Here is a 12,193-nt window from a genome sequence, read left to right as displayed (position 1 = left end):
TGAAGTCACGGCTTAATCCCCTTCTCTCCGCGGTAAATTATCCTGTCATTTCCTCGATAAACACCGAAAGTTACTACCGCAGAAGGATTTTCATCACCTTTACCCCGCCAATTATAAGTCAGCCATGGTTGATTTGAATGTAAACCAAAGCACTTTATTTCATTATCGCTATCATTTATTTTTGTCGGCACATCAGTTGTTACTCGCTGCCAGAAACGTACCTGCTCTCGGAAATAATCACTGCGATCAGGTGTTGCCTCCAAACCATAACTTTCACCACGACTCAAAGTACCCAAGCCTTGGGTAAAAGATTTCGATTTCACAACATCTTCAGCAGCGGTCGGCCACCTTATCTGTTTACAATAATTACGGCCATCAAACGAACTTACATCATCATCGGCATTTACAACAAAAGAACTCGTTTCAGAATCCCAATACTCAGCCCGTAAAGGTACACTTATCGGTTTATCAAACTGAGTATTAACATCTTCCAACTTGAGTCGGCCATAACGAGCATGAATATTCCCAGCTAACGCTTTTGCTTTCTCTGGCGTGCTGCCATCAATCAGGCGAATCTCGAGATCTTTGGCATCAAAGTCAGTACAACCACGCTCGTTGCAATTAACTGTCCGCCCTTTATCAACAATCAGCCCGATGGCAACAGCATAAGGGCCATCAGGCGTTGTAGTTTTCGGACGGGTTTTAGTCACATCTCGCTTAAAGCCAACTTGGCGTGACTTTACTTCCAATGCAGCTTTATCCCATCCCGATATTAATGTTCCTTTATCTAGGCGAGGGGTTAACTCATTTTTTGCCGAACCAGTAACGATTGCATCCGTTGCAACAAGATCCAGGGACTCCTTAAAACCAGCCGCTAAACGACTATAGTTTAAAGTAGCGCCTCCGCTACGGTTTTGCGCCTCAACTTTAAAACTTGCAGTAAAAGCCCGATCCATATAGGTAAACTTATTAGGAACGGCATCGACTAATTGACTACTTTTTAAAGCAAAATGATGCGGATAAAACCGTCCGAGCGAACCGACGCCTTGGTCTACGGTCATCCCCAGATAATCGGCATCGGCCTGTAACCACAGACTGCCTACTTCACTCCAGCTCAGGTTATTGACTGCCAAGCCATGCTTTGCCTCTCGAGTGTTCGAGAAAAGATAGGTACTACTCCCTTGCAGCAGGCCTTGTTGACCTCCGGCTGGTGTAGCCAGATTATGGCTCAACACCATCGGAGCCGTTATTTCACCGGCTACGGAATAATAATTTGGCGTTGATTGCCCTTCTCGGCACCATACAGGATCGGTTGTAATGATATCGGCCTTATTATCTCTGCTGAAATCAGCCTGACGCCGTGCCAATACAGATGACCAAGCCACAGGCTTAAACGTCACACTGAATTGTTCGCCGGCTCTGGCGAAGGCATTTCCGCTACTTGCTGTTCCCGAAAAATCCGTCACACCAATGGCAGAGCGAACATCACACATGGCAAAGGTATAGGGCCGCGAATGAATAACAGCCTTCCCGGCCAGTCCTTTCCAGTCTCTTTCAAAATTTTTACAATCCAGAATACTGCTATCGCATTTTTTCGGCTGCCATGTCTTATCAACCAGCTCAAAAGAAATCTCACCTGCATCGTTATATTTCACCGGTAACCATGCCCAACCATTGATAAAAGTAAGATCATGCTCTTTTTTTTGGCCAACTGATAACGTTATGTTATCAATTTCAACATCATGGTTTCTGGTAGTCGGGCGCACATAACTGAGCGCCTGAAAAGTCAGTGTTTTCAAAGCGCCAGGTGCCGGCCTGCTATAATCTTGAATCGTTTCACACCCCTGGCCAGTATCCGCGACAACTTCCACCAATACCCGCGGGTCTGGTTTACCCGCCACCAGCGAAACAGGATTTCCTCGGTTCACTCTAAAACCATAAGGAGAAAAACGATAAGGACCGCCGGTATCAGATAGATCGTTAATGGAACCCTCAATTGAGAGATCACCGACCTTCTTGCTTTCCAGCCATAATGTTAACTGCCCATTAGAAAAAGGCTGAGATATCGCACTCTGAAAGCATTGCGTCGCAGCTTTTGATTGAGCCCAACAACTCTTTTCCGGACTACTCGATGTAACAGACGCATTCAGAGTGCCCGAATAATCACTTTTTAATGTGCCATCTTCTTTACGAACCGAAAAAGTGACAGGCATCCGTTCACAAGTTAAACCAAAAGCTTGTGTGGGTGTTATTTCCAAATATTCTTTCGGAGTTGGAGAAAAGCACTCACTTTTTCCAGTAACTTTTGCCGCATTACTGAGCTGAAGCTGACAAGCAGTCACCGCGCCCACCAGTGTGGTAGCATTAGACAAGGCGACAGCCCCCTGAGAGTAAATCCGACCATTAAACTGTCCGGATACATTAATGTTCACAGCATAATTTGTGGCGACCTGAGGCGGGCCTTTAGGATAATTAGCGGGGAGCGGGCAAGCTCTTCCAGAGTTATAGGCGAAAACAGTCAGGTTATCTGTTGGTGATGATGTGTTAACAGCTCCGCCAATACTCAATTTATCTCTGACATGAAGCGTCACCTGCCCTTGAATCGTCAGTTGTCCACGAATATCTGCGGCATCAAGCCAATACTCTCCGGCCGGCAAAATTAAATGACCACTAGGCTCAACAGATAAACCAAATGTCCAACCTGACTCAGCCCGAAAATAGGTATCGGAACGTGCACTTTGGTAATCTGTAATAACAACGTTAGACTTAATTAATGCAGAATGAACACCGGAACTATTCCAGTTGAGAGTTTTCTTTTTTGCCATCTTGCCACCAAGCACACAATGGCTTCCGTCGCACTGGCCAAGCAAAGGGGCCTGAGGAGTATGATCTGGCGCATAATGATTACCAACGATTTGATTCGAGAAACCAATCATCCTCGACTGAGTGTTCGTTATTTTGGCCCCACTATCAATTGTGACTAAATTATTCGAATTTCCTTGCCAAGTTTGGACCGGGCCGGGAAATAACTCACAATGGTCGGGCTCAGGTTTAGGCAATGGTTCAATCGTTCCGTTGCAATTAAGAATTTCCGTATTCTGTCCGGACACGTAAACATTATTACTTAGCCCCCAAATACTCGCCGATGTTTCCATCGCCAAGTACCAATCATTTGGGTAAATATCCCAACGATAGAAATAGTAGCGAATCTTTCCTGGTCTGTTTCCTTTTCCTGGCTCATAGTGCAACCAAATATCATGATGCTGTCCAGATACCGTCCAGCGATCATTAATTACAGCAACATCACCGGATACGTTAGACCATAATATTTTCTTGCTCCCATTCTGCCCGGTTAGAATAACCCGCTCCTGGTGTTGGACATTAGTAATGCGAAAAACAACATCAAAGCCTTTATTCACCTGCAAACGGCCACACTCAGCCAAGGCAGACATACTATAAAACAGCGCCACCGCACAAAAAGCAATTCGATAACAATATTTCACGGTTTTAGCCTCTTTGCCCACACTTCCTGAGTTCGCTGAACCTTTATTGCCCCACTACCGCAAGAGCCCGTACTTTCCAGGTGATAATGAATTACGGAGTCTACATCAATAGCCTGACAACTTACTGCTACCTGACAGTTATGAAAATTGGAAAATGACGGATTGCTATTATCACACCTTCCAGTCACATTCGGGTCACCAACCGGAAACAGGCGGTTGAGCCCCCATTCTATTCCGCTGTTCGCCGCAAACCAGGCACGGGTTCCCAGCACCTCGCGGGTGGTGGTATCACTTTGCGACCAGTTAATTTTCACCAAAGCCGCCGCCATTACCGCCATTACGGTGATCACAAATATCGCCACTATCAGCGCGCTGCCCTGTTGTCTTCTACGGTACATTCATCACCTGTACATCATGGCTATATTGCGTTTTCTCACCGTTATTACTGAATACCAACTGGAAGTGAACAAGCTGATTGCGATTTAGCGCAGCATGTTCCAACGTGAAATGGCTGTCTTTAGAAGTGACCTTCTCAGCCAATGTTACCGGCGTAGAAAAAAGGGCATTTCCCGTTGTTCGGGTCGCTCGGGTTAATTGTTCCCCGGCCAAACAAAACTGAACATCAAGGCCATAGATATAAAACCGTTCAGAAACCGATTCACTTTCAAAACTGGTTGTGCTCTTTAACGTAATCAGCCACGGCTGTCCCTTACGCCCCCTGACTTTTTTAATCTCAGCTGAACGCATAGCCGAAGTTAAATCTGCGGGCTGCACCGGATTAATCACCAACCGGTGTTTATTCACTTTGGCTTTTTTCCCCTGAACCGGTGAAGACATGATCCCCTGCAATTTATCAACATCATCCAATGACGAATCGATATAAAAGCCGGCATACTCAATCGGAGTAAAAGTAATGCATTTATGATCCGATGAAACAGTCAGGCTGTTTGGCACAGCATGACGCAACTCTCTTGAAAGTCGCTCAACAGCGAAACGAGCCTGAGACTGTATCTGCTCGCGAACCCGGGTATCCACATATCCCTGAGCCCCCAACTGCAAATAACTGCCGATCCCAAGTGAGATCACTCCCAGCACAACAAGAGCCATCACCATTTCGACCAAAGTGAAACCTCGGACGTAATTACGTTTCTGCATCAATAATTACTCCGATAGGCTGAAAACTGATAACTCCCATATCGACCGGCATCGACAGTCAAGTTGATCCGCTTATGAATACGATTGGCTTTATTTCGAATCTGCTCAACCGTGGCCGGAGTATTGTCTAAAGCAGGGTCATAAAATATTGCAACTGTCACTGTGAAATTGCTGTAAGGCGGGGCAACATCATCGCCGAGCACATCCTCTATATTGCCGCGAGCTCCTTTAGTACAGCTGCGGTTATTACCGCTCCAGCAGCCAATATAGTCATCAACATCATCCAGTTGTATCCGGCTTTCATCTGCCCCATTAACTTTTTCAACCCCCAATACAGTACTACACGACAAGGGGATTTCTGTGGGTAGATCCGGGTGGGCGGTATCATCACACCGAGAGCGACCACCGTTATCATCGCTATTCTGGTCAAATTTCCGCGCCAATATCTCGGTCATCAACGCATTTGCTAATGCCGCGGCACGCGCCTGATAATGAGGTTCAGCAGAGCGCTCAACCTGGGGGAACAAAAAGCTGGTCAGTGTTACCATTGCAATTCCCATCACGACGATCGCAATGATACCTTCAATCAAGGTAAAGCCCTTTTGATGTCGAGACCAATTCAATTGCATCTCCCCTGGCCAATAAAACCTTCACTATTAATACATATACTCAAGCTTTTGCGGTCACGAGCCTCTAGATTTATTTGGCATCCAGCCTGACACATTCGCTGACCACTGTTGTCGACTGGGCGCCCTAATAAATCAAAATAAATCGTATTTTGCCGGGACGAAAAACGCACATGTATCGTTTTCCCTGACACTATCCGGCTAACAGCACCAGCCTCTGATTCTGACGGACAAGATGCCCCGGTAATCATCCCCATACATGATGAGCTTTCACCAAAGCCGGCAATGATACGCAATGGGAAGTCCGTACTTTGACTAACAGTCGCTTGCATGGCGGTAATTTGAATTTGGCGGACAATACTCACGGCTTGATCGCGAGCCAGATAGGCATCAAAACCACTGCGCCCCATCAGACGCGAAGCGGCTGTCACACTGACAATCCCGATCAGTATGATCACCACAATAAGTTCGATTAAGGTAAAACCGCGCTGACTGCCGGGCATGAGCCACCCTGAAGAATTATTCTGATAATGAGGTTCTATTTAATAAAGATGCCAAAGGATAGCACCTTTGTTAAATAGAGCTCCGAAGAGCTCTATTTTTTACTAACAATTAGCACTTATCCTTATCGATTGTAATCGTTGGAGCGGCACTAGACGTCGCTTCACTATATTCGATATAGCACTCTCCATCACGAACAGCTTTTGCATCTGCATAAGTTGTTTTAGTTTTTTGGGTAAACACGGCTTTATTAGCTTTACCATCATATTGCACAACCCACTCACTGGATGTGTCTAACTGTAAAGCAGATGTAATACCATTAGCCGTTGCTTTCGGGTATCCATAAACTGTTTTAATACCATCAACATCAGCTTCTGTCGAAGAACTCTCAACCCCACGAATAGCCGCTTTACCATATACAATTCCAGCTGCGCCATTAATGGCACCTTTCAAACCTTCCAGTGTTGAAGAGCGAGCATCACCTTGAAGGTTCAGGAAACGTGGTGCAGCCGTTACTGCCAAAATACCAAGAATGACAATAACAACTACTAGCTCGATCAGAGTAAAACCATTTTGTCGTTTCATAACTTTTCTTTCTCTCATCTATTCAAAATACTAAATAGTTTATTTACAAGCTTGGTCTGACATGGTTACTGTAGCAGGAGTTGTTGCATCTCCTGCAGCCTTGTAAATCAGATAACACTCATCAGGAATCTTAGCTTTTTCTGTATTCGCATATTCCTTGAACGTTAATAGAATCTCGCCAGTCTTAGTATCATCACCCTCACTACCTTTTACTATCGCCCAATCATCAGTAAAATTAGAGATTGTTGTAACAATACCGGCTGATGACGCTGTTGGGTAACCAAACAGTGTCTTCACTTTATTTGAAGACTCACCAACCTCGACAACTTTGTCACTCGTTTCAACACCATCAATAGCCGCCTTTCCATAAACGATACCAGCCGCACCATTGATAGCCCCTTTCAGGCCCTGAAGAGCGGAATTACGAGCATCCCCCTGCAGGTTCAGGAAACGTGGTGCAGCCGTTACCGCCAAAATACCCAGAATAACAATCACAACCACGAGTTCAATTAGCGTAAAGCCGCCTTGACGTTTCATAACTTACTCCTAATTATTTTAAATAGACTTCGACCCGGCCCAGTGCCGGTTTATATGTAAATGAATGTCCTGCCTCAACATTAACCGAGCCAGAGCCATCCTTACCGGCCGAGGCCAGTTGGTAGTAACGACAAAGCTTTTCAGAACCGTTTCCTTCAGCTTTAACGTAAAACAGGTAGTTACCACTTGCCGCACCTGTCTTATCGGTTGTGGCCAGGGGTGGGTTTTGTAACAGATTATCAAGCAGTGAAAGGCAGTCAGTTTCACTGACAACATTTAAGTTCAGTGCACCATCGGTAAGTGCATACGGGTAACCGTCGCGCACAGTGCCATCATCGGTAGCCTTGGTCAGCCAAAAATCCGTTCCGTCATAATTCACCAAATTCTGCCCACTGGCATTCGACGGACGACCATAGGCTTCCCATTGGGCACGAGCTGATAACACGGAGGTTGCAAACCCGCCGGCCACACCTTCTATCGAGGCTTTTTTGGCTTCATCGGTTACCTGCAGAAAACGTGGTAATGCAGTTGCCGCGAGCAATCCAACAACAATGATGACAATCACCAACTCCACCAAGGAAAAACCGCTTTGCTTTCTCATTATGTTTCTCTTTACGTCAAAAAAACGACTCTTAATCCGTCAAAAAGTCGTTCAGCCGTATTCTCTCATGCTGGAAAAATAATTCCAGCCAGTTACTGCCAGTTATTTGATAAAAACAAGAATTATACTGTTCAGATCTCATTCCCTTTTCTGTGTAAAACCGAATGTAATGAACACTTCTTTCTCGTGAAGCCAGAAGCTCCCACATTCTCTCACAGTCAACCTGCCCGTTGTGCAGCACAATCGGCCAGCCCAGCGCAGTAAAACCAAGCTGAATGCCATCAACATTGAGCTGTTTCGGCTTATCTTGTAATTCCCATTCTTGTCTAAAGCTGGATGCACTTTTAAAAAAAGTCTGCTCCAGTTGTCTGAGTTGTGTCTGTTCGGCTTTTTTCTCTATTTTCTGCCACTGCACCAACATCACACCGGCAATAAACAACACAGCACTGAACCAAATAAAGAGCCGAAAGCGTTGCTTTTGCTGCCGCTTAAACACCTCGGGCAACATCGAGCAAACTCCACATTGGCAAGAAAATCCCCAAAGCCAGAATCAACACCATCCCAGCCACAATTAACAGCAAAATCGGTTCTATTCTTGCAGTCAGCGTTTTCAGATCGTAATCCACTTCACGATCATAAAAATCAGACACTTCCAGCAGCAGGTTATCAACCTGACCGGTCTCTTCCCCGACCGCAATCATCTGCAGCACCAGAGGGGTAAATACGCCTGACTGGCTGGCTGTACTGGCAATACTGTTACCGCCCTCGATGCCGTTCTTCATCTCAATCAGACGGTTCTCCAAAAAGCGGTTACCCAGGGCTTCTGCAGACATCTGAATCGCCTGGTTGAGTGGCACCCCGGCTCTGAGCATCAAAGAAAACGTACGAGAAAAGCGTGACAGCTGTGCCCGGTTAATGATGCCGCCGACAATCGGCATTCTCAGACGCCAGCGATCCCACGTTTCATGCCCGCCAGGCGTTCGTCGCCATGCCCGCAACATGACCCAACTGACCACCAGCGTACCAAGCATCAGCGGCCAGTAGTGCACAAAAAAGTTTGATGTTGCGATCAGTATCCGAGTCGGCAGTGGCAGATCCACACCAAAGCGGCTAAACATTGATGCAAACTGCGGAATCACCTTAATATTCAATACCGCCATTGCCAGAAAAATGGCCGATAACACAAAGATCGGATAACGCATTGCCGACTTGATCCGGCGACGAGTTTCCATCTCCTGCTCGTAATAGTTGGCCAGCTGCAACAGCGACTCATCCAGACGACCGGTATTTTCGCCAACGTGGATCATGGAAACAAATAGCTCATCAAAAACCCGAGGATGCTGCTTCATTGCCGTAGATAAGGCTCGTCCATTGGTTAGCTCAACAGATACCGCTTCAAGCGTTTCCTGCATCAACGGGTGGGCTGAGCTCTGGCTCAAACCCTTAATTGCCCGGAGCAGCGGCACCCCAGCTTTCGTTAAGCTGTAGAGCTGGCGACAAAAAATCACCAGCACATCTAAAGGCACATTACTTTGAAACATTGACTGAAGATCCAACCCAGCTCCCTGAGCCTTACCCTGGCGAATTTCCAGCGGAATGATCCCCTGGCGGATCAACAGATCAGCTGCAGCGTCCTGAGTTGCCGCTTCAATCTGTCCGCGCTGAAGTTCCCCCTGATTACCACGGCCGCGATAATTAAATACCGGCATAATTTACTCCTGACAGTTATAGCAAGATGCTATCGTGGAAATCGCCTTCACCCAGCATCAATACCTCTTCAAGGCTGGTGTGTCCTTCCAAGGCCAGCTCCATGGCTGATTCAATCAATGGCTTATATCCATCAGCTTTTCTGGCTATCTGACTGAAGATCACTGCATCATTACCACGCAGGGCATCCATCATCGGCTGATCCAATTCCAACAGCTCAAATACACCGATCCGTCCCTTGTAACCGGTAAAGTTACAGCTCTGACATCCCCGGCCACGATGGAAATCACGGTACTGATGCTGTGGAAATCGCGCCATCAGCCATTGCTGTTTAGATGTATCCAGCTCGTCACTTTCTTCGCAATCTTTACATACCCGGCGCACCAAGCGCTGAGCCAACACCGCACGCACCGCACTGGCAACCAGATATCCCGGCGCTTCCATATCCATCATTCGCAGGGCACTGTCGATTGCATCATTGGTGTGCAACGTCGACAGAACCAAGTGACCGGTCAGTGCTGAACGCAGGCCGATTTCAACGGTTTCCTGATCGCGCATCTCACCGACCAGAATGATATCGGGATCCTGACGCAGAAAAGTTCGCAGGATCGATGAAAAAGTCAGTCCGATCTTGCTGTTCACCTGTACCTGATTCACCCGTGGTAATCGGTATTCCACCGGATCTTCTGCCGTGATCAGTTTCTTGCCCGGCTTATTCAATTCACTCAAGGCACCATACAGGGTGGTGGTTTTACCCGAGCCAGTCGGACCGGTTACCAAGATCATCCCGTGCGGACGCTTCAACTGACGGCGAAAGCGCTGCAGCAACTCATCCGGCATGCCAATCTCTTCCAGGCTCAGGATCCCTGCCGACTGATCAAGCAGACGCATTACAACAGATTCACCGTGCTGAACCGGCATGGTCGAAACACGAACATCAACCGAGTGGCCGCGAACTTTGACGTTGAAACGACCATCCTGTGGAAGACGCTTCTCGGAGATATCCAGTCCGCTCATCAATTTAAGGCGCAACACCAATGCGGCCGATACGCTGGTTTCATTGAGCAGGGTTTCGTGCAGTACACCATCAATACGCTGGCGGATCCGCAGCACATCAGCATCCGGCTCAATATGAATATCCGAGGCACCGACCTGAATCGCATCCTCAAACAAGGAATTGATCAGCTTAACAACCGTCACTTCCTCGTTATCGTTGTCATCAAAGCCGAAACTGAAATCAGAACTGTCCTGATGCTCGGCCTGCAACTGCTCGGCAAACGACACAATTTCCTGAGTCCGGCGATAATAGCGATCGAACGCAGCAATCAGATGGCGCTCCGGTGCAATAACCAGTTCAACCCGGTACTGTGCCAACTGGTTGTATACCGCTTCCTGAGCCGCCAAGTCCGCCGGATCACTCATGGCAACACGGACAGTATCACCGCGACAGCCAATCACCAGCGCACGCAAGCGGCGGGCATGAACTTCCGACAACAGGGACACGGATTCAATATCAACACTCACCCGGGTCAAATCGACTAACGGAATATCCAGCTGACGCGACAGGAATGACAGCAATTGCTGTTCCGTCAAAAAGCCCATGCTGATCAGGGTATCCCCCAGCTTACGGCCGGTTGAACGCTGCTTGTCCAGTGCCTGCTCCAACTGATCCTGAGCAACAATACCTTCTTCAACCAGCAAGTCGCCAAGGCGCTTTCTCAAACGAATTTGCATGGTAATTAACCTTCCCGAGAATCAAGCGCCGTCAGACGCTGTTGAATAAACTGTTGTGACTGAGATGAAATCCGTCCCATCAGCAACGCCTGCTGATAGGCATCACGAGCTTTACTTTCCTGCGCATCCCGCTCCAGCGCAATCCCTAATCCCATCCACCAGCGTCCGTCGTAAGGCTCATCCTTAACCAACATCCGGTAACTACTCATTGCTAACCTGTTATTATTAAGCTGCTGTGCCAACGCACCGCGCATCGCCAAGTAACCGCTGTGGTGTTTTTCCGGTAGCTGATTCAGCACATTCAGCGCCGCCTGCGGCTGTGATTCATTGGCCAGCAATTTGGCCAGAGTCAGGCGCAGATCAAGCTGCTTGCTGTCCAACTCAAGTCCGTGCTGCAGGGTCGCAATGGCTTCACGCACCTCTCCCCGCCCGTAATACAGTGCCGACAGCTTCTGCCTCGCTTTCACCCACTCAGGCTGGTAAATCACAGCAGATTCCAGGTAACCAATCGCTTTTTTACTGTCTCCATTCTCCCAGGCTTTATGGGCTTTTTCGTATTCAATTTCCGCCAACTGACCCGCATCCAGCTCTACCGTTTCAATACTCAGCTGTTCGTCAGACGAAGCGGTATTCATCACTTCTGCCGACTCACTAACAGTGGCTGGCTCTGTATTTAACGGTTTCTGAGGCTTACTGGCAGAAGGCTTAGCCTTCACTACTTTCGTAATGACAGGAGCTGGCATCTGTTGTTTCTGCTCAGGCCCGGATGAAACAGATATTGGCCCAGCTTTAGACTCTGCCTTCACTCGAACTACGGTGCGTTTACTAGGCTCAGGTAACTGTGTTTTGTTTTCCACGGTTTGTAGCGGCTCTACCACTTCAGACTCAACAGTCGGTTCTGAAACCTTCTGGCTTTCAACAGGCTGCTCTTGCGTCGGCAAAGTCATTGCAACCGATGGCTTAGCTGTGTTTTGTCTTACAGACTCAACCTGTACGACGAAGTCATCGTGTACTTCCCGCTCTTCTTCCTGCTGCGCTGCCTGTGTCACTTGTCCGGCTAAACTCTGAGAGCCAAACCACCAACCGGCCGCCCCGGCGACCAGCGCGATAACAACAACCGACCCGGCCCAATAAGGAGCCCGGTTGCGCGGTACAGGCCTGATCGTTGCAGCCTGCAAAGGTGCTGCGGCAGTACTGTTATTCTTACGGCTCAACTCATTGAGCTTTTTATTAATTTCACTCAT

The 12,193-nt window shown here is 47.7% G+C and carries 12 protein-coding genes; all 12 read right to left on the bottom strand.

The window, feature by feature from the left end:
- Nucleotides 1–5 precede the first annotated feature (5 nt).
- A complete protein-coding gene (locus C942_RS07620; protein ID WP_232428150.1) occupies nt 6–3,524 on the bottom strand; it encodes a DUF6701 domain-containing protein in 3,519 nt (1,172 codons plus the stop codon).
- Nucleotides 3,500–3,901 carry a hypothetical protein gene (locus C942_RS07615; protein WP_007464297.1) on the bottom strand — a complete coding sequence of 134 codons (402 nt, stop codon included), beginning with the start codon at nt 3,899–3,901 and terminating at the stop codon, nt 3,500–3,502. Before C942_RS07615 ends, C942_RS07620 begins: the two co-directional genes overlap by 25 nt.
- On the bottom strand, nt 3,891–4,658 hold the full coding sequence (locus tag C942_RS07610; RefSeq protein WP_007464294.1) for a PilW family protein: 768 nt from the start codon (nt 4,656–4,658) through the stop codon (nt 3,891–3,893). The genes C942_RS07615 and C942_RS07610 overlap by 11 nt, the downstream gene beginning before the upstream one ends.
- Nucleotides 4,658–5,281, bottom strand: coding sequence for a type IV pilus modification PilV family protein (locus tag C942_RS07605; RefSeq protein WP_232428149.1), 624 nt, complete (start codon nt 5,279–5,281; stop codon nt 4,658–4,660). The genes C942_RS07610 and C942_RS07605 overlap by 1 nt, the downstream gene beginning before the upstream one ends.
- Nucleotides 5,278–5,787 (bottom strand): prepilin-type N-terminal cleavage/methylation domain-containing protein, encoded by a 510-nt coding sequence (locus tag C942_RS07600; protein WP_007464289.1) that lies wholly within the window; start codon nt 5,785–5,787, stop codon nt 5,278–5,280. The genes C942_RS07605 and C942_RS07600 overlap by 4 nt, the downstream gene beginning before the upstream one ends.
- Nucleotides 5,788–5,896: 109 nt before the next feature.
- A complete protein-coding gene (locus C942_RS07595; RefSeq protein WP_007464288.1) occupies nt 5,897–6,370 on the bottom strand; it encodes a type II secretion system protein in 474 nt (157 codons plus the stop codon).
- A 39-nt stretch (nt 6,371–6,409) separates the two neighbouring features.
- The gene (locus tag C942_RS07590; protein WP_007464286.1) at nt 6,410–6,907 is read right to left on the bottom strand and encodes a type II secretion system protein; all 498 of its coding nucleotides are present in this window, start codon (nt 6,905–6,907) and stop codon (nt 6,410–6,412) included.
- A gap of 13 nt (nt 6,908–6,920) precedes the next feature.
- On the bottom strand, nt 6,921–7,511 hold the full coding sequence (locus tag C942_RS07585) for a prepilin-type N-terminal cleavage/methylation domain-containing protein (protein WP_269744763.1): 591 nt from the start codon (nt 7,509–7,511) through the stop codon (nt 6,921–6,923).
- Nucleotides 7,512–7,539: 28 nt separating this feature from the next.
- On the bottom strand, nt 7,540–7,950 hold the full coding sequence (locus tag C942_RS07580; RefSeq protein ID WP_157372587.1) for a hypothetical protein: 411 nt from the start codon (nt 7,948–7,950) through the stop codon (nt 7,540–7,542).
- Between the two features lie 46 nt (nt 7,951–7,996).
- The gene (locus tag C942_RS07575; RefSeq protein ID WP_007464280.1) at nt 7,997–9,217 is read right to left on the bottom strand and encodes a type II secretion system F family protein; all 1,221 of its coding nucleotides are present in this window, start codon (nt 9,215–9,217) and stop codon (nt 7,997–7,999) included.
- 16 nt (nt 9,218–9,233) lie between these two features.
- Nucleotides 9,234–10,949 (bottom strand): GspE/PulE family protein, encoded by a 1,716-nt coding sequence (locus C942_RS07570; protein WP_007464278.1) that lies wholly within the window; start codon nt 10,947–10,949, stop codon nt 9,234–9,236.
- Nucleotides 10,950–10,954: 5 nt separating this feature from the next.
- A complete protein-coding gene (locus C942_RS07565) occupies nt 10,955–12,193 on the bottom strand; it encodes a tetratricopeptide repeat protein (protein WP_007464277.1) in 1,239 nt (412 codons plus the stop codon).

This window comes from Photobacterium marinum (assembly GCF_000331515.1).
Taxonomy (GTDB): Bacteria; Pseudomonadota; Gammaproteobacteria; order Enterobacterales; family Vibrionaceae; genus Photobacterium; species Photobacterium marinum.
This window is presented reverse-complemented; position numbering and strand designations above follow the sequence as displayed.

Excerpts from the sequence above, each read along its gene's own strand:
- C942_RS07615 (WP_007464297.1), bottom strand. The coding sequence starts at position 3,901 with ATGTACCGTAGAAGACAACAGGGCAGCGCGCTGATAGTGGCGATATTT.
- C942_RS07610 (WP_007464294.1), bottom strand. The coding sequence starts at position 4,658 with ATGCAGAAACGTAATTACGTCCGAGGTTTCACTTTGGTCGAAATGGTG.
- C942_RS07600 (WP_007464289.1), bottom strand. The coding sequence starts at position 5,787 with ATGCCCGGCAGTCAGCGCGGTTTTACCTTAATCGAACTTATTGTGGTG.
- C942_RS07595 (WP_007464288.1), bottom strand. The coding sequence starts at position 6,370 with ATGAAACGACAAAATGGTTTTACTCTGATCGAGCTAGTAGTTGTTATT.
- C942_RS07590 (WP_007464286.1), bottom strand. The coding sequence starts at position 6,907 with ATGAAACGTCAAGGCGGCTTTACGCTAATTGAACTCGTGGTTGTGATT.
- C942_RS07575 (WP_007464280.1), bottom strand. The coding sequence starts at position 9,217 with ATGCCGGTATTTAATTATCGCGGCCGTGGTAATCAGGGGGAACTTCAG.
- C942_RS07570 (WP_007464278.1), bottom strand. The coding sequence starts at position 10,949 with ATGCAAATTCGTTTGAGAAAGCGCCTTGGCGACTTGCTGGTTGAAGAA.
- C942_RS07565 (WP_007464277.1), bottom strand. The coding sequence starts at position 12,193 with ATGAGTGAAATTAATAAAAAGCTCAATGAGTTGAGCCGTAAGAATAAC.